This is a genomic window from Streptomyces sp. UG1 (assembly GCF_049974585.1).
Taxonomy (GTDB): Bacteria; Actinomycetota; Actinomycetes; order Streptomycetales; family Streptomycetaceae; genus Streptomyces.
Map to the genome: position 1 here is coordinate 22539 of NZ_JBNGGG010000002.1, position 18774 is coordinate 41312.

The 18774-nt window shown below is 71.9% G+C and carries 18 protein-coding genes and 2 pseudogenes; 11 read left to right on the plus strand and 9 right to left on the minus strand.

The genetic code is table 11. From position 1 onward, the window contains the following. Positions 1-70: 70 nt before the first annotated feature. Both ACP4J3_RS02430 and ACP4J3_RS02435 read left to right on the plus strand, forming a co-directional pair. Complete coding sequence (locus ACP4J3_RS02430) at positions 71-394, plus strand: hypothetical protein (RefSeq protein ID WP_194048905.1); 324 nt, start codon at positions 71-73, stop codon at positions 392-394. A gap of 184 nt (positions 395-578) precedes the next feature. After that, positions 579-1124, plus strand: a complete 546-nt coding sequence (locus ACP4J3_RS02435; RefSeq protein ID WP_426529837.1) for an ATP-binding protein — start codon at positions 579-581, stop codon at positions 1122-1124. Positions 1125-1201: 77 nt separating this feature from the next. On the opposite strand, the gene ACP4J3_RS02440 is transcribed toward ACP4J3_RS02435, so the two are convergent. The 3 genes from ACP4J3_RS02440 to ACP4J3_RS02450 are packed head-to-tail and all read right to left on the minus strand — an operon-like array spanning position 1202 to position 4805. Beyond that, the gene (locus tag ACP4J3_RS02440; RefSeq protein ID WP_426529839.1) at positions 1202-3763 is read right to left on the minus strand and encodes an ABC transporter permease; all 2562 of its coding nucleotides are present in this window, start codon (positions 3761-3763) and stop codon (positions 1202-1204) included. Further along, positions 3760-4527, minus strand: a complete 768-nt coding sequence (locus tag ACP4J3_RS02445; RefSeq protein ID WP_426529840.1) for an ABC transporter ATP-binding protein — start codon at positions 4525-4527, stop codon at positions 3760-3762. The genes ACP4J3_RS02440 and ACP4J3_RS02445 overlap by 4 nt, the downstream gene beginning before the upstream one ends. Further along, positions 4524-4805, minus strand: coding sequence for an SHOCT domain-containing protein (locus tag ACP4J3_RS02450; RefSeq protein WP_426529841.1), 282 nt, complete (start codon positions 4803-4805; stop codon positions 4524-4526). Before ACP4J3_RS02450 ends, ACP4J3_RS02445 begins: the two co-directional genes overlap by 4 nt. 171 nt (positions 4806-4976) lie before the next feature. Here ACP4J3_RS02450 and ACP4J3_RS02455 point away from each other — a divergent pair, with 171 nt between their 5' ends. The 3 genes and pseudogenes from ACP4J3_RS02455 to ACP4J3_RS02465 all read left to right on the plus strand — a co-directional run. After that, positions 4977-5567 (plus strand): TetR/AcrR family transcriptional regulator, encoded by a 591-nt coding sequence (locus tag ACP4J3_RS02455; protein ID WP_426529842.1) that lies wholly within the window; start codon positions 4977-4979, stop codon positions 5565-5567. Between the two features lie 26 nt (positions 5568-5593). Beyond that, a complete protein-coding gene (locus ACP4J3_RS02460; RefSeq protein WP_426529843.1) occupies positions 5594-6178 on the plus strand; it encodes a DUF4865 family protein in 585 nt (194 codons plus the stop codon). Then, a pseudogene (locus ACP4J3_RS02465) lies at positions 6175-6393 on the plus strand (phosphotriesterase); the annotation flags it as partial. The gene ACP4J3_RS02460 and the pseudogene ACP4J3_RS02465, both read left to right, overlap by 4 nt. 157 nt (positions 6394-6550) lie before the next feature. On the opposite strand, the gene ACP4J3_RS02470 reads toward ACP4J3_RS02465, so the two are convergent. The 3 genes from ACP4J3_RS02470 to ACP4J3_RS02480 are packed head-to-tail and all read right to left on the minus strand — an operon-like array spanning position 6551 to position 8977. Then, a complete protein-coding gene (locus ACP4J3_RS02470; RefSeq protein WP_426529844.1) occupies positions 6551-7000 on the minus strand; it encodes an RpiB/LacA/LacB family sugar-phosphate isomerase in 450 nt (149 codons plus the stop codon). A 60-nt stretch (positions 7001-7060) separates the two neighbouring features. Continuing rightward, positions 7061-8299, minus strand: a complete 1239-nt coding sequence (locus tag ACP4J3_RS02475) for an ROK family protein (protein ID WP_426529845.1) — start codon at positions 8297-8299, stop codon at positions 7061-7063. A gap of 36 nt (positions 8300-8335) precedes the next feature. Beyond that, entirely contained in the window at positions 8336-8977 is a 642-nt protein-coding gene (locus ACP4J3_RS02480; RefSeq protein ID WP_426529846.1) for an alpha-ketoglutarate-dependent dioxygenase AlkB family protein, read from the minus strand. A 67-nt stretch (positions 8978-9044) separates the two neighbouring features. Here ACP4J3_RS02480 and ACP4J3_RS02485 point away from each other — a divergent pair, with 67 nt between their 5' ends. After that, positions 9045-10178: a methyltransferase gene (locus tag ACP4J3_RS02485; RefSeq protein ID WP_426530367.1), complete on the plus strand. Its 1134-nt coding sequence runs from the start codon at positions 9045-9047 to the stop codon at positions 10176-10178. Here ACP4J3_RS02485 and ACP4J3_RS02490 read toward each other — a convergent pair. Together ACP4J3_RS02490 and ACP4J3_RS02495 are read right to left on the minus strand one after the other, a co-directional pair. Beyond that, a complete protein-coding gene (locus ACP4J3_RS02490) occupies positions 10168-11037 on the minus strand; it encodes a class II fructose-bisphosphate aldolase (protein ID WP_426529847.1) in 870 nt (289 codons plus the stop codon). The two genes, ACP4J3_RS02485 and ACP4J3_RS02490, sit on opposite strands and share 11 nt — an antisense overlap. 75 nt (positions 11038-11112) lie before the next feature. Continuing rightward, positions 11113-11994, minus strand: coding sequence for an SIS domain-containing protein (locus tag ACP4J3_RS02495; RefSeq protein WP_426529848.1), 882 nt, complete (start codon positions 11992-11994; stop codon positions 11113-11115). 135 nt (positions 11995-12129) lie between these two features. On the opposite strand from ACP4J3_RS02495, the gene ACP4J3_RS02500 reads away from it, so the two are divergent. From ACP4J3_RS02500 to ACP4J3_RS02510, 3 genes and pseudogenes are all read left to right on the plus strand, one after another. Continuing rightward, complete coding sequence (locus ACP4J3_RS02500) at positions 12130-12909, plus strand: DeoR/GlpR family DNA-binding transcription regulator (RefSeq protein WP_426529849.1); 780 nt, start codon at positions 12130-12132, stop codon at positions 12907-12909. A 111-nt stretch (positions 12910-13020) separates the two neighbouring features. Next, positions 13021-14856, plus strand: a complete 1836-nt coding sequence (locus ACP4J3_RS02505) for a glycoside hydrolase family 15 protein (RefSeq protein ID WP_426529850.1) — start codon at positions 13021-13023, stop codon at positions 14854-14856. After that, positions 14853-15233: pseudogene (locus ACP4J3_RS02510) on the plus strand (isochorismatase family protein); the annotation flags it as partial. The gene ACP4J3_RS02505 and the pseudogene ACP4J3_RS02510, both read left to right, overlap by 4 nt. Positions 15234-15304: 71 nt before the next feature. Here ACP4J3_RS02510 and ACP4J3_RS02515 read toward each other — a convergent pair. Beyond that, positions 15305-16630, minus strand: coding sequence for a lysine N(6)-hydroxylase/L-ornithine N(5)-oxygenase family protein (locus ACP4J3_RS02515; protein WP_426529851.1), 1326 nt, complete (start codon positions 16628-16630; stop codon positions 15305-15307). Between the two features lie 84 nt (positions 16631-16714). Here ACP4J3_RS02515 and ACP4J3_RS02520 point away from each other — a divergent pair, with 84 nt between their 5' ends. After that, entirely contained in the window at positions 16715-17668 is a 954-nt protein-coding gene (locus ACP4J3_RS02520) for a methionyl-tRNA formyltransferase (protein WP_426529852.1), read from the plus strand. An 86-nt stretch (positions 17669-17754) separates the two neighbouring features. Further along, positions 17755-18771: an iron-siderophore ABC transporter substrate-binding protein gene (locus ACP4J3_RS02525; protein ID WP_426529854.1), complete on the plus strand. Its 1017-nt coding sequence runs from the start codon at positions 17755-17757 to the stop codon at positions 18769-18771. The last annotated feature ends 3 nt before the right edge of the window (positions 18772-18774 follow it).

Below are 18774 nucleotides of genomic sequence, written 5' to 3' on the forward strand. Positions count from 1 at the left end.
ATCACGATCAGAGCCGGCTACGGCCCACGCGGGACGGACCGGCACACCGAGGCGCACTAAGGGGCGGGGCATGGCTGAGCCGGAGTTCAGGGCCACGGGCGTGCGGATCGGGAAGCGGCTGCGCTCGCTGACCCGGGCCGGGCAGATACGGATCAGCGACGGCCGGGTGGAGCTGCTCACCAGCTACGGCAGCGAGATCGACAGTGCGCCGGTGCAGGCCGTGCGGGCGTCCAAGCCCTGGTTCGCCCCGGACGACCGGGCGCTCGCGGACCTCAACGGCAAGCGCTACTCACTGACGTTGGGCGATCACGACCCCGCCCCGGGAGAGCCCGGTCCGCCCGCGGCACGCCGGTTCATCGAGGCCGTACGGAAGGCAGCGGGGCGTAAGGGCTGAGTCACTGCGAGTTGCGGTACCGCACCCCCTGCGTCACGCTGGTCTCACGTCACTCTGGGTTTACCGGCGATAACGCTGCGAACCAGCCCGCCGGCCACGACAGCAGGCGGCCGTTTTCCCGGGGCACCCTGCTGGATCCGTACTCCGTGTTCTTCCGGACCTCTTCAGTCGGGGAGTCGCAGCCGTGATCAGTTACCCAAGCAGGCACTGCACGGTGGAGCTCCAAGCCCTGCCGTCGCGGATCGGTCAGGTCCGCAGAATCGTATCGGCGCAGTTGCGTTACTGGCATCTGGATCCGTTGATAGACCGCGCCGCCCTCGGTGTGACCGAGTTGCTGACCAACGTTCACCAGCACGCCCAGCCGGACAAGACGTGCACCGTGGAGATCGAGCTGCTGCTCGACCGGCTCATGGTCTCGGTGCGCGACCACGACCCGCGACTGCCGGTCGTGGCGGACATCAAGGACGGCGACACGCTCGCCACCTGCGGGCGCGGGCTGGCGATGGTGGCCGCGGTCAGTGAGAGCTGGGGCGCGCGGCCGGACGGCGAGTCCGGCAAGGTCGTGTGGTTCACGCTGCCGACGCCGGTGGCGGCGGCGCGGGCGGCGGCCGCGCGGCCGCCGCAGCGGGCGGTGGTGGACAAGCCCGCGCGGCGGTTCGCGGAGGTCGGGCAGCGGGTCGATCTGCGCAGGCCCGAACGCGCTCCCGCCCGGTCGGCCGTAGTCGGCTGACCGGGCGGTGAGGGGGCGGCGGCCGGTGGGCCGTCGTCCCGCCGTCGGCGGCGCGGGCACCGCTGCCCCTGGACGTGTCACTCCGTCGCGATCGCCCGCAACACGTCCAGGCGTGCCGCGCGGCGCGCCGGGCGCAGTCCCGCCAGGGCTCCGGCGGTCAGGCCGACCAGGGCCACCACGGCCAGTTGCAGCGGCGGCATCGCGAAGGCGAACGCGCTGTCGCTCGCGCCGTCGGAGGCCCTGACCAGGACCCAGCCGAGGAATCCGCCGAGGGCGAGGCCGCCCACGGTCCCGAAGGCCGCGACCAGGACCGACTCCCAGCGCACCATCGCGCGCAGTTGGGGGCGGGTCTGGCCCACGGCCCGCAGCAGGCCCAGCTCGCGGGTGCGTTCGTGGATGGCGAGGGTCAGGGTGTTGGCGATGCCCAGGAGCGCGATGAGCACCGCGAGCGCGAGCAGCGCGTAGACCAAGGTGAGCATCATGTCGATGCCGCCCGCCGAGGACTGCGCGTACTCGTCCCGGGTCTGGACCTCGGGGTTGCCGTACCGGTCCGCGGCCTTCTCGACGGCCGCCTTGCCCGCGTCCGTGCCCACGCCGTCCTTGAAGGCGACGGCGATCAGGGTGTCGGCGTCCTGGGTGCGGTGCGGGGCCCAGGCGTCGCGGGTGATGACGTAGTCGCCGGCGAGTTCGGACTGGCCGTAGAGCGCGCGGACCGTGAAGGTCTCGGTTCGGCCGTCGGTGAAGGTGAGGCGGGCCTTGTCGCCCGTCGTCAGGTTCTGCTTGTCGGCCTCCTTCTCGGTGATGGCGATGCCGTCGGTGCCGAGGTCGCGCAGGGAGCCGTGGACGGTGCCGAGGTCGAAGGTGCGTTCCAGGGCGACCGGGTCCGTGACCGTCAGTGCCCGTCCCTCGCCGTCGACCTTCGCGACGCCCCGGCCCAGCCCGACGGCGGTGTCCACCTCGGGCAGTCGCTGGACCGCGTCGGCCAGGCGTGGGCTCAGTCCGCTGCCGCCGGCGCCGAACGACGGGGTGCTGACGGCGACGTCGCCCGCGAAGGACCGGGACACGGTCTGGTCCATGGTCGCCTTCAGGGAGGCGCCGAACACCGTGAACAGGGAGACCACGGCCACGCCGATCATCAGGGCGCTCGCGGTCGCCGCCGTGCGCTTCGGGCTGCGCAGGGCGTTGCGCCGGGCGAGGCCGCCGGTGACGCCGCGCAGTCGGTCGAGGGGTCCGCCGAGGACCCGTACCGCCGTCGTGGCGGCGACCGGGCCCAGGACCACGAAGGCGACCAGGGCGAGGACGCCGCCGGTCGCGGCCAGCCAGATGGACGGGGAGACCAGGACGCCGGTGAGTGTGACGGCGATCGCGAGGGCGATGAGCCCCATGCCGGTCACGGCGCGGGAGCGGGAGGCTCCGGAGGTGTCGACCGCCGTCTCGCGCAGGGCGGCCAGCGGTGCCGTGCGGCCGGCCCGTACGGCGGGCAGCAGGGCGGAGCCGAGGCAGACCACGATGCCGACCGCGAGGGGCAGGGACATGGACAGGGCGCTGATCACCAAGTCGCCCTCGGGGAACGGGAATCCGATCGCCGGAAACAGCGCCTGCAGGCCCGCCGCGATGCCGATGCCGCCCGCCAGACCGGCGATCGAGGCGGTGACGGCCACCGCGGTCGCCTCGACGAGGGTCGCTGCGGTGACCTGGCGGCGGGAGGCTCCCAGGGCGCGCAACAGGGCGTTCTCGCGGGTGCGTTGGGCGACGACGATGGCGAAGGTGTTGTGGATGGAGAAGGTGGCCACCAGCAGGGCCACGCCCGAGAACACGAGCAGGAAGGTGGTGAAGACGGACAGGAACTGGCTGGAGATCATGTCGGTGTTCTCCTCGGCCGACTCCTGACCGGTGATGGCTTCGACTCCCTTGGGAAGCACAGGAGTCAGCCGGTCGACCAGCTCCTGCTGGCTGACGTCGGGTCCGGCCCGCACCAGGATGGTCGCGGCCTCGCCGGGCCTGGCGGTGAGGTACTTCTCGGCGTCGGCCCGGGTCATGCCGGTGAAGGTCACCTGGGCCATGCCGTCCTCGCCGCCGAAGGTCGCGAGGCCGACGACGGTCACCTCGACCGGGTCGGGCGTGCGCAGGGTCGTGGTGTCGCCGATCTTCAGGTCGCCGCGCTCGGCGGTGCCGCGGTCGATGACGACCTCTCCGGACTTCCGCGGGGCGTGCCCCTCGGCGAGCTGGTAGGCGTTGAGCTTCGGGTCGGTGATCCAGTTGCCGGCGAGGGTGGGCGGGCCCTGACCGCCGATGGGGTCGCCGTCCTTGCCGACGAGCTGGCCGGCGCCCTGGATGCTGGGCGCGGCGGCCGCGACGCCGGGGACCTGCTCGATCGTGCTCACCAGGTCCGCGTCGACCGGCTCGCGCACGCCCTCGCTCTCGCCGGGCGTGGTGATCGCGTCGGCGCTGCGGACGACGGCGTCGGTACCGCTGGTCGCGTTGCCGAACATGGTGTCGAAGCTGGCGCGCAGCGTGTCGCCCATGACGAGCGTCCCGGCGAGGAAGGCCACGCCGAGGAACACCGCGAGAAAGGTACCGGCGAAGCGTCGCTTGTGGGCGCGCAGCGAGGACACGCTCAGGCGGACGGATGCGTTCATGACGGCACCTCGAAGGCTTTCATGCGGTCCAGGACCTTGTCCGCGGTCGGGGAATCCATACGGTCGACCAGGCGCCCGTCGGCGAGGAAGACGACCTCGTCGGCGTGGGCGGCGGCCACCGGGTCGTGGGTGACCATGACGACCGTGCGGGCCGTCTGGCGCACCGTGCGGCCGAGCAGGCCGAGCACCTCGCCGCCGGAGCGGGAGTCGAGGTTGCCGGTCGGCTCGTCGGCGAAGACGACGTCCGGCCGGCCGGCGAAGGCGCGGGCCACGGCGACGCGCTGCTGCTGGCCGCCGGAGAGCTCGGAGGGGCGGTGCTGGAGCCGGTCGCGCAGGCCGACGACGTCGATGAGCGCGTCGATCCATTCCTCGTCGCCGCGGTCGCCCTTTCCGCCCGCGAGGTCCAGCGGCAGGGTGATGTTCTCCGCGACGGTCAGCGTCGGCACCAGGTTGAAGGCCTGGAAGACGAAGCCGACGCGGTCCCGGCGAAGGAGGGTCAGGCGGCGGTCGTCGAGGCTGCTCAGCTCGGTGTCGCCGATGTGGGCGCTGCCCGAGGTGAGCGTGTCGAGGCCGGCCGCGCAGTGCATCAGGGTGGACTTGCCGGAGCCGGAGGGACCCATGATCGCGGTGAAGCGGCCGACCGGGAAGTCGACGCTCACCCCGTCCAGGGCCCGCACGCTGGTGTCGCCGCTGCCGTACACCTTCACGGCGTCGACGACCCGGGCGGCCGTCGGCGTGGTGGTCGTGACGGTCGTGGACGTCATGCCGCACCGCCCTTGCCCGCACGGCCGAACTGCTCGTCCAGGACGGACAGCCGGCGCCAGTACTCGTCCTCGTCGATCTCGCCGGAGGCGAAGCGGTGGCCGAGCACCGTGATGGGCGAGTTGTCGTCGGGGGCCGAGCGGCCCGGGCCGCGGCGTGCGCGCCACACCGTGCGGCGCAGCAGCGTGATGCCGCCGATCACGACGGCTGCCCAGATGAGCGGGAAGAAGAGGATCCACGGTCCGGGGCCGCCGTCGGCGAAGTGTGCCAAGGTCTGCATCTCGAGTCATCTCCCGATTCGGTGCGGACGGTTCGTCCGGTGATGCCTCGAGACTCGCGCCGGAGGGGGGTCCGGGTCGTCGTACGGCCAGCGGCAGTGCGTGTACCTCGCGGGGAGTAGGCAAGGCGGGTTCCACTGCTCCAAAAAGGGGCAGCGGCTGTAACTACTAGTATGTACAGTGTGCGTATGAGCACCTCGGACCGACTGATCGAGTCCGCCCGCGAGCTGCTGTGGGAGCGCGGCTATGTGGGCACCAGCCCCAAGGCGATCCTGGAGCGCTCGGGCGCCGGGCAGGGCAGCATGTACCACCACTTCAGGGGGAAGCCGGATCTCGCGCTGGCCGCGATCCGGCGGACCGCCGAGGAGATGCGGGCTACCGCCGCGGGAGTACTCGACGCGCCGGGGACGCCGTACGAGCGCATCGAGGCGTATCTGCTGCGCGAGCGCGATGTGCTGCGCGGTTGTCCGGTCGGGCGGCTGACGATGGACCCGGAAGTGATCGCCAGCGACGAACTGCGGGCGCCCGTGGACGAGACGCTCGACTGGCTGCGGGAGCGGCTCGCCGGGATCGTCGAGGAGGGCAAGGAGCAGGGCGGGTTCGCGGCCGGGCTCGACGGTGAGGAGATCGCGGCGACGATCGTCGCGACCGTGCAGGGCGGCTATGTCCTCGCCCGCGCGTCCGGTTCGCCCGCCGCCTTCGACGCGGGGGTCCGGGGGCTGCTCTCGCTCCTCGCCCCGCCGGCCGACACCCGCGCCTCCTGATCCGGGGGCCCGAGAAGGGACTTGGCATGCACGCCATGCAGTACGAGTTCACCCTGCCCGCCGACTACGACATGGACGTCATCCGCTCCCGCGTCGCCCGCCTCGGGCATCTGCTGGACGACTGGGACGGCCTCGGCGTCAAGGCGTATCTGCTGCGCGAGCGCGGCGTGCACGGCTCGGCGGTCAACCAGTACGCGCCGTTCTACCTCTGGAACACCATGGCGGGCATGAACGCCTTCCTGTGGGGCGGCGCCTTCCAGGGGCCCGTGAACGACTTCGGGCGGCCGCGAGTGCGGCAGTGGACGGGGCTCGCGTACGAGGAGGGCAGCGCCGCGGGCTCCCCCGCCGGGCTCGCCGTGCGTCGGCGTCAACCGGTGCCGGAGGGTGTGGAGTTGGCGGTGTTCATGGCGGACGCGGCGGGCGAGGCGGCGCGGCTGGCGGCGCGGGACGGTGCGGTGCTGGCGGCCGCCGCTGTCGACACGCAGGCGTGGGAGGCCGTCCACTTCTCGCTCTGGACACACGACACGCCCAAGGTCGAAGGCGATGTGTACCAGGTGCTGCACCTGTCGGCGCCGGGGCGCGGCGCGTTGCCGCGGGGCCGGCAGTGGTGAGGGCGGTCCGTACGGTCCTCGGGGATGTACCGCCCGAGGAGCTGGGTGTCTGCGACGCGCACGACCACCTCTTCCTGCGCAGCCCACGACTGCCCGGCCGGGAACTCGACGACGCCTGCGCCGCGCGGGCCGAGTTGGCGGCGTTCCGCGCGGCCGGCGGCTCGGCCGTCGTGCAGTGGACGCCGTACGGCATGGGGCGCCGGGCCGCCGACCTCCGGAATGCCGTACCTGCTGCGCCGGGTACGGCCACGGCTCGCGGTCACCCTCGGCGAGAACCTGACGGAACGCATCCTCACCGACAACCCCGGCCGGGCCTTCGCCGTCGACTGGCGCTGACCGGGAGCTGCGGCAGCCACTGACAGCCGCTGAGAGCTAAAGCCTGCTGTCGTCGAGCCGTCCGATGTGGGCCACGTTCCCCCGGTCCTCGGCGTCCTCGCTGGGTCGCGCGGTGAACCAGGCGTCGAGGATCTCCTTGAGGAGCGGTTCGGAGGTCAGTCGCAGGCTCAGGGCGAGCACGTTCGCGTCGTTCCAGCGGCGGGCGCCGTCCGCGGTGTACGCGTCGGTGCACAGGGCGGCCCGTACCCCCGGCACCTTGTTCGCGGCGATCGACGCGCCCGTGCCGGTCCAGCAGCACACGACCGCCTGGTCCGCCGTCCCGGCGGCGACCTCGCGGGCGGCGGCCTCCGAGCACGGCGCCCACTGGGGGTTGTCGCCGGGGCTGAGCGCGCCGTGGGTGGCCACCTCGTGGCCGCGCTCGCGCAGCTCGGCGACGAGGAAGCGGGCCACTGGTTCGTCCATGTCCGAGGAGACGGAGATCCGCATGCTCCGAGCCTACCGCTGGGGTGCGCCGTTCCGACCCGCGGTCGAGCGGGGAGGACGCCCCTAGGCCAGTGCCCCCAGCGGATCGTCCAGCACCGGCTGCCAGGCCAACTCGGCCGCGCCGACCAGGCTGTTGTGGTCGAGGGTGCAGGCGAGGATCGGGACGCCGCCGCTCTGGCCCCACAGGCTGCGGTCGGCGACGACGGCGCGCAGGCGGTCGGGATCGGCGTCGAGGAGGGTGCGGTGCAGGCCGCCGAGGATGATGCGGTCGGGGTTGAGGATGTTGACCAGGCCTGCCAGGCCCAGGCCGAGGCGGTCGATGAGGGCCTCGGTGGCCGTGCGGACCGCCGGGTCGTCCCACTGGGTGCGGATCAGGTCCTTGGCCTGCTGGAGCAGGGAGACCTCCGGGCCCGGCTCGCGGCCGGCCGCGGTGAGCAGGGCCAGCGGGTCGGCCTCGACGTCGAGGCAGCCCCGGCTGCCGCAGTGGCAGGGTCTGCCCTCGGGGTTGACGGTGAGGTGGCCGACCTCCAGGGCCAGGCCCGAACTGCCGGTGTGCAGTCGGCCGTCGAGGACCAGCGCGCCGCCGACACCCCGGTGCCCGGTGGCCACGCACAGCAGGTCGCGGGCGCCGCGTCCGGCGCCGTGCCGGTGCTCGGCGAGCGCGGCGAGGTTGACGTCGTTGGCGGCGAAGGCGGGCCCGGTGATGCCGGCCGCGCGCACGCACTCCGTGAAGATACGGCGGACCGGCGCGCCCACGGGCCATGCGAGGTGCAGGGGGTTCAGGGCCAGGCCGTCCGGCTCGGCGACCGCGGACGGTACGGCGAGTCCGGCGCCGACACAGCGCCGCCCGGTGTCGCGCAGCAGGTCGGCGCCCGCTTCGACGACCGAGCCGAGTACCTTCGCCGGGTCCGCGTCCACGGTCTCGCAGCCGGGCGCGGTGGCGACGATACGGCCGCCGAGGCCGACCAGCGCCGCCCGGAACCCGTCGGCGTGCACCTGTGCGGCGAGCACGACCGGGCCGTCCTCGGCGACCGACAGCCGGTGCGAGGGCCGTCCCTGCGACCCCGCCGCCGCGCCGGGCCGGGCGTCGACCCGGATCAGCCCGAGCGCCTCCAGCTCGGCGGCGACCGCGCCGGCCGTGGCCCGGGTCACCCCGAGTTCGGCGGTGAGGACGGCGCGGGTGGGGGCGCGTCCGGTGTGCACCAGCTCCAACGCGGGCCCGAGCGCACCGCGCCCCCGGTCCAACCGCGTCCTCGAGGTGGTCCCTTCCCCCGCCGGCCGGGGGTCCGCCTTGCCGCTCATGAGGGCGAGTCTCCCATGATCCGCGAACGGGACGGCCTACAGCCCGCCCACTCTGAGCGTGACGTTCAGCCGCCCGGTCAGTCCCAACTCCGGCGGCGCGGTGCCCGGGTGCACCTTCGGCACGCCGTGATAGGCGAGCCGGGACGGGCCGCCGAAGACGAAGAGATCACCGCTGCGCAGCTCGACGTCCGTGTACGGCCGGGCCCGGGTCTCGGTGTTGCCGAAGCGGAAGACACAGGTGTCGCCGAGGCTCAGGGACACGACCGGTGCGTGCGACTTCTCGTCGCTGTCGCGGTGCATGCCCATGCGGGCGTCGGCGTCGTAGAAGTTGATCAGCGCGATGTCGTACGGCTCCTCCGGTTCGCCCAGGGTGTCCCGCACCGCGCTGCGGCCCAGCTCGCCGAGCCACCCGGGGAACGGCTTCACCGGGCTGCCGTCGCCGTCGACGACCGTGCGGGCGTAGGCGTACGGGTGCCAGTGCCGGCCCAGGCAGACCTGCCGGGCGGTCATGGTGCCGCCGCCCGGGGTGCGGACCGTGCGCAGGCCGGCCGGTGGGCGGGCCCACGCGCGGCAGGCCGCCAGCAGCTCGCGCTGGCGGTCGGTGTCCAGCCAGTCGGGCACATGGACCGCGCCGGGTGCGACCTGAGTACGCTCCCTGGGGAACAGCTCGGAGTCCATGCCCCCATCCTCCCCCACCGGCCGTGAGCTGCGGCTCGGCTAGCCTTGACGCACGATGAACGACCGTATGACGACGCCCTGGGGCGAGCTCGCACTCACCCGTTTCCCCGAGGACCCGCGCGAGCGGCTGCGCGCCTGGGACGCCTCCGACGAGTACCTCCTCAGGCATCTGGCGGCGCGGGAGCTCCCGCTGTCCGGCACGGTCGTGGTCGTCGGTGACCGCTGGGGCGCCCTGGTCACCGCGCTGGCGGCGCACCGGCCGACGCAGATCACCGACTCCTACCTGGCCCAGGAGGCGACCCGGGCCAACCTCGCCCGGCACGGCGTCGAGCCCGGCACCGTCCGGCTGCTCACCACGCAGGACCCGCCGCCGGACCGGGTCGACGTCCTGCTGGTGCGGGTGCCGAAGAGCCTGGCGCTGCTGGAGGACCAGTTGCTGCGGCTGGCGCCCGCGGTGCACGAGGGCACGGTGGTCGTCGGCACGGGCATGGTGAAGGAGATCCACACCTCGACGCTCCAGTTGTTCGAGCGGATCATCGGACCGACCCGCACCTCGCTCGCGGAGAAGAAGGCCCGGCTGATCTTCTGCACACCCGGGCCGTCACCGGAGCGGCCCGCCAACCCGTGGCCGTACACCTACACGCTCCCCGACGGCATCGGCGCGGTCTCGCGGCGCCCGGTCGTCAACCACGCCGGCGTCTTCTGTGCCGACCGGCTCGACATCGGTACGCGGTTCTTCCTGGGGCATCTGCCGGACGTCAGGGGCGAGCGGCGGGTGGTGGACCTGGGGTGCGGCAACGGTGTCGTGGGTACGGCGGTGGCGCTGGCGAACCCGGCGGCCGAGGTGCTGTTCGTGGACGAGTCGTTCCAGGCGGTGGCCTCGGCGGAGGCGACGTACCGGGCGAACGGGGTGCCGGGGCACGCCGAGTTCCGGGTCGGGGACGGGATGGCGGGCGTGCCGGCCGGGAGTGTCGACCTCGTGCTCAGCAATCCGCCGTTCCACTCCCACCAGGCGACGACGGACACGACGGCCTGGCGGATGTTCACGGGCGCCCGCCGCGCGCTGCGACCGGGCGGCGAGCTGTGGGTGATCGGCAACCGGCATCTCGGGTACCACGTGAAGCTGCGGCGGGTGTTCGGCAACAGCCGGCCGGTCGCGAGCGACCCGAAGTTCGTGGTGCTGAAAGCCGTCAAGCGGTAGCCCCGGCGGTCGCCCTCAGCACCTGGATGATGCGGGCCACCTCGTCCACCATCGCCTCCCTCCCCACGCTCAGGTACTTGCGTGAGTCGACGGCCTCGGGATGCGCGGCGAGGAAGTCGCGGATCGCGCCGGTCATGGCGATGTTGAGGGCCGTGCCGACATTGACCTTCGCGATGCCGCCCGCGACCGCCGCGGTCAGTTCGGCGTCGGGGATGCCGGAGGAGCCGTGCAGGACGAGGGGGACGTCGAGGGTGGCGGAGAGGCGTTTGAGGAGGTCGTGGTCGAGGGTGGCGGTGCGGGTGGTCATGGCGTGCGAGCTGCCGATGGCGACGGCGAGGGCGTCGACGCCGGAGTCGGTGACGAAGGCGTGGGCCTCGGCGGGGTCGGTGCGGGCGCCCGGGGCGTGGGCGTCCAGGGGCGGCTCGCCGTTCTTGCCGCCCAGCCGTCCCAACTCGGCCTCGATCCACAGGCCTTGGGCGTGCGCCCAGTCGACGGCGGCCTTGGTCGCGGCGAGGTTGTCGGCGTACGGCAGGCGGGCCGCGTCGTACATCACGGAGCTGAACCCGGCGTCCGGCGCCTGGCGCAGCAGGTCGTCGCTCTGGATGTGGTCGAGGTGCAGCGCGACGGGGACGGCGGCGCGTTCGGCGGCGGCGACGGCGGCGCGGGCGAGCGGCAGGAGCCGTCCGTAGCGGAACTTGACGGCGTTCTCGCTGACTTGGAGGACGACGGGCGAGCCCGCCGACTCCGCACCGGCGATGACGGCCTCCACGTGCTCCAGGGTGATGACGTTGAAGGCGGCGACGGCTGAACGGGCTGCGGCGGCGCTGGTGATGAGCTCGCCGGTGGTCACGAGGGGCACGGCCGGTCCTTTCTCGGCGCGAGAGGGAACGCGTCGCGATGCGGGAGGGACGCGTCGCGGCGTGGGAGGGACGCGTCAGGGGGTGAGGATCACCGAGCGGGTCAGGTGGCGCGGCCGGTCCGGGTCGAGGCCGCGCGCCGCGGCGACGGCGACCGCGAGGCGCTGGGCGCGGACCAGCTCGGCGAGCGGGTCGAGGCGGCCCTCGATCCACAGTGCGCCGGTGGCGCGGACCTGTTCGGCGAGCCCCTCGGGCGCCTCGCCGAACATCCAGGTCGCGGTGGAGCCGGTGGAGATGGAGATCGGGCCGTGCCGGTACTCCATCGCCGGATAGGCCTCGGTCCAGGACAGCGACGCCTCGCGCATCTTCAGCCCGGCCTCGTTGGCCAGGCCCACGGTCCAGCCGCGGCCGAGGAAGGTGAACTGCCCGCACTCCACGAGCCCTTCGGGCAGTTCGGCGGCGAGTGCGGTGCGGGCGTCGGCCACGACCGCGTCGGCGTGCAGGCCGAGGTGGGTGCGCAGCAGGGTGAGGGCGGTGGTCGCGAAGCGGGTCTGCACGACGGACCGCTCGTCCGCGTAGTCGAGCACGACGAGGTCGTCGGCGGCCGCGATCACGGGCGTGTCGGGATCGGCGGTGACCGCCGCGGTGCGCGTACGTCCCTTCAGACGCCCCAGCAGGTCGAGCACCTCGGTGGTCGTACCGGAGCGGGTGAGGGCGAGGACACGGTCGTAGGTGCGCCCGTGGGGGAACTCCGACGCGGCGAAGGCGTCGGTCTCCCCCTGGTCGGAGTCCTCGCGCAGTGCGGCGAAGGCCTGCGCCATGAAGTACGACGTCCCGCAGCCGACGACCGCGACCCGCTCCCCCGGCGCCGGAAGCGACCCGCCGAGGCCGGCCGCCTCGGCCGCTGCGCGTGTCCAGCACTCGGGCTGGCTGTTGAGCTCGTCCTCGACATGTGTCATGCCGCCGCCCTCCGGCTTCCCGCACTTCCGTGCCTGCTCTTTCTTGCAAGATATCGCCGACTTTCGAGCATTATCAAGCAGTAGGCCTGATCGGGGTGCGCTAGGGTCGCCGAGAGGCCGAGGAATGGAGGGTGGATGTCGCGCGACGCCCGCTGGAAGGCGCTGCTGGAGCTGCTCGTCGAGCGGGGCCGGCTGGACGTCGAGGAGGCGGCCGCCGAGCTGGCGGTGTCGGCCGCCACGATCCGCCGTGACTTCGACCGGCTCGCCGAGCAGCAGATGCTCGTGCGCACCCGGGGCGGCGCGGTCGTGCACGGGGTGTCGTACGAACTGCCGCTGCGCTACAAGACGGCCCGCCGCGCCTCCGAGAAGCAGCGTGTGGCCAAGGCGGTGGCCGAGCTGATCGCGCCCGGCGAGGCGGTCGGGCTGACCGGCGGCACGACGACCACCGAGGTGGCGCGCGCCCTGGCGGTGCGCAGCGATCTGGCGTCCGGCTCGCCCGCGCTCACCATCGTCACGAACGCGCTCAACATCGCCAATGAGCTGGCCGTGCGCCCCCAGTTCAAGATCGTGGTCACCGGCGGGGTCGCGCGCCCGCAGTCGTACGAGCTGATCGGGCCGCTCGCGGACGGAGTGCTGGGCCAGATCACCATCGATGTGGCGGTGCTCGGCGTCGTCGCCTTCGACGTCACGCACGGCGCCGCCGCGCACGACGAGGCGGAGGCGGCGATCAATCGGCTGCTGTGCGAGCGCGCAGAGCGGGTGATCGTGGCGGCGGACTCCAGCAAGCTGGGCCGACGCGCGTTCGCCCGGATCTGCGCGGCCGACGCGGTGGACACCCTCGTCACGGACGCGGCGGCGGACCCGGAGGCGGTGCGGGGCTTCGAGGAGGCGGGGCTGAGGGTCATCGCGGTCTGAGCCCCGCGCCCCCTAAGGGCCTCCCCGCCCCTGATCCCGTGCGCCCCCTCGACCGGCCGCCGTTTCCACCTACGCTGGGAGCGAGGCGCATGGCGGGCCAGGGAGGCTGCGATGAGCACAACTCCGATGGGGTCGGACGCACCCGGGGCGTCACGGTACGTGCCGATCGCCGAGCACGGGCTGATCGGTGATCTGCGCAGCGTGGCCCTGGTGGGCACCGACGGCACGATCGACTGGTACTGCTGCCCGTCCTTCGACGCCCCCAGCGTCTTCGCGGCGATCCTGGACGCTCAGCGGGGCGGGTGCTTCGAGCTGGCGGCGTCGGTGCCGGCCCGGACCAAGCAGTTCTACTTCCCCGACACCAACGTCCTGATCACCCGGTTCTTCACCGAGGACGGTGTGGGCGAGGTGCAGGACTTCATGCCGGTGGACGGCGCGTCGGCCGAGGCCGATCGGCATCGGCTGATCCGGCGGGTGGTGTGCGTGCGCGGTTCGATGCCCTTCCGCACCCGGGTGGCGCCGCGGTTCGACTACGGCCGGCAGCCGCACACCGTGCGTATGTCCGGTGACGTGGCGGTCTTCGAGTCCGACGGGCTCGCGCTCGGCCTGACCGCGACCGTGCCGCTGGAGGTCGACGGCCCGGACACCCGCGCCGAATTCAAGCTCTCCGAGGGCGAGTCGGCGGTGTTCGCCCTGGACCAGGTCGGCGGGGACGTGGCGCCGCGCCGGTGTGCCCGGACCGAGGCGGAGGAGCAGTTCGCGACGACGGTGGCGTACTGGCGCAGCTGGCTGCAGCGCTCCAAGTACCGGGGCCGCTGGCGCGAGATGGTGCACCGCTCCGCCCTCACGCTCAAGCTGCTCACCTACGCCCCGACCGGCGCGATCATCGCCGCGCCGACGACGAGCCTGCCGGAGCAGCTCGGCGGCGAGCGCAACTGGGACTACCGGTATGTGTGGGTGCGCGACGCCGCCTTCTGCGTCTACGCGATGCTGCGGCTCGGCTTCACCGAGGAGGCCGGGGCGTTCATGAAGTTCCTGACGCGGTACGTCAGTCCGTGCCCCGACGGCACCTCCGCCCCGCTCCAGGTCATGTACGGCATCGACGGCCGCACCGACCTCACCGAGAGCGAACTGACGCATCTGGAGGGACATCAGGGCTCCGCCCCGGTGCGCATCGGCAACGCGGCCTCCGACCAGCTCCAGCTCGACATCTACGGCGCGCTGATCGACTCCATCTACCTCTACGACAAGTGGGCGCAGCCCATCTCCAGCGACCAGTGGGACGACGTCTGCACACTGGTGGACTGGGTGTGCCGGCACTGGGACCAGCCCGACGAGGGGATCTGGGAGACCCGCGGCGGGCGCAAGAACTTCCTGTACTCGCGGCTGATGTGCTGGGTGGCGATCGAGCGGGGCATCCGCATGGCCAACCGGCGCGGTCTGCCCGCGGATCTGCCGCGCTGGCAGGCGTGCCGGGACACGATCTACCGGCGGATCATGGCCCGGGGCTGGTCCGAGACGCGCGAGGCGTTCGTCCAGCACGAGGACGGCGACGTGCTGGACGCGGCCGTGCTGATGATGCCGCTGGCGAAGTTCATCGCGCCGACCGACCCCAAGTGGCTGTCCACGCTGGACGCGCTCACCCAGGACCTGGTGTCCGACTCGCTGGTCTACCGCTACGACCCGGAGGCCAGCCCCGACGGGGTGCGCGGCGACGAGGGCACGTTCTCGATCTGCTCCTTCTGGTACGTCGAGGCGATGGTCCGGGCCGGCCGGGTCGACGAGGCGCGCCTCGCCTTCGAGAAGATGCTGACGTACGCCAACCATCTGGGCCTGTACGCCGAGGAGATCAGCCACACCGGCGAGCAACAGGGCAACTTCCCGCAGGCGTTCACGCATCTGGCCCTGATCAGTGCGGCGTTCAACCTGGACCGGGCCCTGGGATGAGGGGGCCACGGCCGCCTGTCCGCGTTCGTGGTCCTCAACTTACAGAGGCGCTTCGTGCGCATCCTGGCGGAGGAGGGCGCCCCGGTCGCCGAACTCCTCGCGAACACCGCCCGGTTGGTGACCGCCGCGAGGCGTTCGCCGAGCAGGTCCGGCCGCGCTCCGGCGACGCCGTCCTCACCGCCCGCAGACCCAGCGCGTTCGCCCGGACCGGGCTGGACGGCAGGCTGCGCGATCTCAAGCGGGACCAGGTGGTGATAGCGGGGCTGTTCGCGCGGGTCGAGGTGCTGATGACCACCGCCGACGCCTGGGTGCAGGACCTGGAGCCGTTCGTCGTCGCGGACGCCGTCGCAGACGCGTCGGCCGGCAGTCATGGGTTCGCGCTCGAATGGGTGGCGGACACGCTGTGGGGCGTCCCGCCGTGCCCGCGGCGGAGGCGGTCTGAGCGGCCTCAGACGGACGCCGCGCGGCGGGACAGCAGCGAGCGGTGGATCTCCCCCGCGCGGATCGCGGTGGTCGACAGCAGGGTCGAGGTGAGTCCGTGGGTGTGCTCGGTGCCGCCCTGGAGATAGATCCCCGCGGTGACATCGGGCGCGGTCTCCACCCGGTGGTCGCGGGAGACCCGGATCGCGTCCCCGTCGTCCCTGAGGCAGACCTTCGCCGCCTCGCCGAGCAGCGCGGTGAGGTCGCGGGGCCGGTAGCCGGTGGCGTGCACGAGCACGTCGGTCTCGAGGACCTGTTCCTTCCCCGTCGGCAGGAACTCCACCGCGACCTCCAGCGCGCCGTCGCCGCGCGGGCGGACGTCACGGATGCGGGAGACGTTGAGGAAGCGCAGCCGCTCGCGGCCGGTGACCTTCTCCTGGTACGCGGTGGCGTACAGGGACTCGATCAACTCCATGTCGACGACGGAGTAGTTGGTGGAGCGGTGGTAGTCGAACAGGGACTGTTTCACCTCGGAGGGCGCCCCGAAGTACACGTCCACCGCCGACGGGTCGAAGATGCGGTTGGCGAAGGGGCTGTCGTCGGCCGGGGTGTAGCCGTACTTGGCGAACACCGCGCAGACCTCGGCGTCGGGGAAGGAGCGGTGCAGATAGTCGACGGTCTCGGCGGCGCTCTGCCCGGCGCCGAGGACGACCGCGCGGCGCACCGGGGCGCCGGTGGCGGCGAGTTCGGTGACGCGCGGCAGTAACTGGCTGTTGTGCCAGACCCGTTCGGAGAGCTCCACGCCGGGTGGCACATGGGGTTCCAGGCCGACGGCCACGCTGATGTCGCGGGCCCGGCGGGTGATGGTGCCACCGGGGCGCTCCGGGTCACGGCAGACCACGTCGAAGTGCGTCACGGTGCCCGTGTCGTCGCGCACCGGCTCGACGGCGGTGACCAGGTGGTCGTACGCCACGAGGTGCCGCACCCGATCGGCGGCCCACTCGAAGTACTCGTGGAACTCGACGCGGAGTGGGAAGAGGGTCTTCTGGTTCAGGAAGTCGATCAGCCGGCCGCGCTCGCGCAGGAAGCACAGGAAGCTGAAGTCGCTGGCCGGATCGCGCAGCGTCACCAGGTCCTTGAGAAACGACACCTGCATCGTGGCGTCGTCGATGAGCATGCCCCGGTGCCAGCCGAAACCCGGCTGGCGCTCCAGGAAAAGGGCGTTGGTCCGACGGTCCGCCGGAAGGTGTGCGTTGTGTTCGTCAATCGCTATGGCCAGGGCGAGATTTGACGGCCCGAAGCCGATTCCGAGGACGTCGTAGGTGGTGTCCGATCCCGTGAGCGGTGACTTCACCGTGGCATCGCCTCCCTCAGGCAGCCACATGTTAGATAAGGTTAGCCTTACCTTGCAATGGAGCCCGCCGAAGGGGAGAACCGCATGCGCGTCGCCATGTTCGGCTACCAGACCTGGGGTCACCGCACACTGCAGGCCTTGCTGGACTCCGATCACGAGGTGGTTCTCGTGGTCACGCACCCCAAGAGCGATCACGCCTACGAGAAGATCTGGGACGACTCCGTCGCCGAGCTGGCCGAGAAGAACGACGTACCCGTCCTCCTGCGCAACCGCCCCGACGACCCCGAACTCCTGGCCGCGGTGCGCGAGGCCCGGCCCGAGATCCTCGTCGCCAACAACTGGCGCACCTGGCTGCCCCCCGAGCTGTTCGACCTGCCCCCGCACGGCACGCTCAACGTGCACGACTCGCTGCTGCCGTCCTACGCCGGCTTCTCCCCCATCATCTGGGCGCTCATCAACGGCGAGGATCGCGTCGGCGTCACCGCGCACCGCATGAACGCCGAACTGGACGCCGGGGACATCCTGGTGCAGCGCTCGGTGACGGTCGGACCCACGGACACGGCAACCGACCTGTTCCACCGCACGGTCGACCTCATCGCGCCCATCGTGCGCGAGTCGCTCGACCTCATCGCCTCGGGCAGGGCCGCCGCGCACTGGCAGCCACAGGACCGCAGCCGCGCGAGCTTCTTCCACAAGCGCTCACCGGAGGACAGCCGGATCGACTGGACCTGGCCGGCGGAACGTCTGGAGCGCCTGGTACGGGCGCAGTCGGACCCGTACCCGAACGCGTACACGTTCCATCGCGGCCGGCGGATCCGGATCGTCTCGGCCGGCGTCTCCGAGGGGCGCTACGGCGGCACCCCCGGCCGCGTCTTCATCCGCGAGGGCGACGGTGTGGTCATCGTGGCGGGCGCGGACGCCCACAGCGGCCGGCACCCGGGACTGGTGATCCGGCGGCTTCGCACCGAGGACGGCACGGAGTACGCGGCGACCGACTACTTCCGCACGATGGGCGGCTATCTCACCGCTCACCCCTGATCGAGCAACATCAACTCCTGTCAGAAACAAAGAAGTTGACCGAAACTCGTTGCTAAGGCAAGGCTTACCTTGCTTTACTGGCGCGCATGTCGAGAAAGCTCCTCACCACCCTTCTCACCGTCGGCCTGGCCGCCTCCTTGGCGGCCTGCGGCTCCGTCGAGGACGACTCCAACCCCTCCGCCGACGCCTCGGGCGACGCGAAGGCGGACTCCTCGTCCGCCTTCCCGGTGTCGATCAAGCACAAGTTCGGCACCACGAAGATCGCCAAGGCACCCGAACGGATCGTGGTGATCGGCAACGGCGGCACGGACGACATCGACGCGCTCTACGCACTCGGCGTCACACCGGTCGCCATCTCGAAGGACTCCCTCAGCAAGGACGGCGTCTACCCCTGGCTGAAGGACAGAATCGACACCAACAAGACGGAACTCCTCGACTCCCTGACCGCCGTCGACTACGAGAAGGTCGCCTCCCTCCAGCCCGATCTGATCCTCGCCACCTCCGACTTCACCCTCGACAAGGACTACAAGAAGCTCGCGGCGGTGGCACCGACCGTCGGCTACGAGACGGCCTGGGGCCGGCAGACCTGGCAGGAGCACGTACAGGTCGTCGCCAAGGCCGTCGGCAAGCAGGAGCAGGGCGAGCAGGTCATCAAGGAGACCGAGGACGGCATCGCCGCGGTGAAGGACAAGCACCCGAAGCTGGCGGGCAAGACCTACAGCCTGTCCATCGGCAACACCCCGGCGAAGATCTTCACCATCGCCTCCGAGGACGACTTCGCCGCCAAGCTGATGAGCCAGGTCGGCATGGGCCTGACCCCGTCGGTGAAGAACATCAAGACGGTCAACGGCAGCCCGACCGGTGAACTGTCCTTCGAACAGCTCGACAAGCTCGACGCCGACCTGGTCGTCATCGCCTTCACCACGCCCGATCTGAAGAAGGCGTTCGAGTCCAGTGACCTGGTGAAGAACATGTCCGCGGTGAAGGACGACCGGTACGTCGTGACCGACGTCGCGACCATCAGCCAGCTCCGCAGCCCGTCCGCGCTGGGCATCCCGTGGGCGCTGAACAACCTGGAGCCCGGCTTCGACAAGCTCGGCTGACCG

Excerpts from the sequence above, each read along its gene's own strand:
- ACP4J3_RS02430 (WP_194048905.1), top strand. The coding sequence starts at position 71 with ATGGCTGAGCCGGAGTTCAGGGCCACGGGCGTGCGGATCGGGAAGCGG.
- ACP4J3_RS02440 (WP_426529839.1), bottom strand. The coding sequence starts at position 3,763 with ATGAACGCATCCGTCCGCCTGAGCGTGTCCTCGCTGCGCGCCCACAAG.
- ACP4J3_RS02445 (WP_426529840.1), bottom strand. The coding sequence starts at position 4,527 with ATGACGTCCACGACCGTCACGACCACCACGCCGACGGCCGCCCGGGTC.
- ACP4J3_RS02450 (WP_426529841.1), bottom strand. The coding sequence starts at position 4,805 with ATGCAGACCTTGGCACACTTCGCCGACGGCGGCCCCGGACCGTGGATC.
- ACP4J3_RS02455 (WP_426529842.1), top strand. The coding sequence starts at position 4,977 with ATGTACAGTGTGCGTATGAGCACCTCGGACCGACTGATCGAGTCCGCC.
- ACP4J3_RS02460 (WP_426529843.1), top strand. The coding sequence starts at position 5,594 with ATGCACGCCATGCAGTACGAGTTCACCCTGCCCGCCGACTACGACATG.
- ACP4J3_RS02470 (WP_426529844.1), bottom strand. The coding sequence starts at position 7,000 with ATGCGGATCTCCGTCTCCTCGGACATGGACGAACCAGTGGCCCGCTTC.
- ACP4J3_RS02475 (WP_426529845.1), bottom strand. The coding sequence starts at position 8,299 with ATGAGCGGCAAGGCGGACCCCCGGCCGGCGGGGGAAGGGACCACCTCG.
- ACP4J3_RS02480 (WP_426529846.1), bottom strand. The coding sequence starts at position 8,977 with ATGGACTCCGAGCTGTTCCCCAGGGAGCGTACTCAGGTCGCACCCGGC.
- ACP4J3_RS02485 (WP_426530367.1), top strand. The coding sequence starts at position 9,045 with ATGACGACGCCCTGGGGCGAGCTCGCACTCACCCGTTTCCCCGAGGAC.
- ACP4J3_RS02495 (WP_426529848.1), bottom strand. The coding sequence starts at position 11,994 with ATGACACATGTCGAGGACGAGCTCAACAGCCAGCCCGAGTGCTGGACA.
- ACP4J3_RS02500 (WP_426529849.1), top strand. The coding sequence starts at position 12,130 with ATGTCGCGCGACGCCCGCTGGAAGGCGCTGCTGGAGCTGCTCGTCGAG.
- ACP4J3_RS02505 (WP_426529850.1), top strand. The coding sequence starts at position 13,021 with ATGAGCACAACTCCGATGGGGTCGGACGCACCCGGGGCGTCACGGTAC.
- ACP4J3_RS02520 (WP_426529852.1), top strand. The coding sequence starts at position 16,715 with ATGCGCGTCGCCATGTTCGGCTACCAGACCTGGGGTCACCGCACACTG.
- ACP4J3_RS02525 (WP_426529854.1), top strand. The coding sequence starts at position 17,755 with ATGTCGAGAAAGCTCCTCACCACCCTTCTCACCGTCGGCCTGGCCGCC.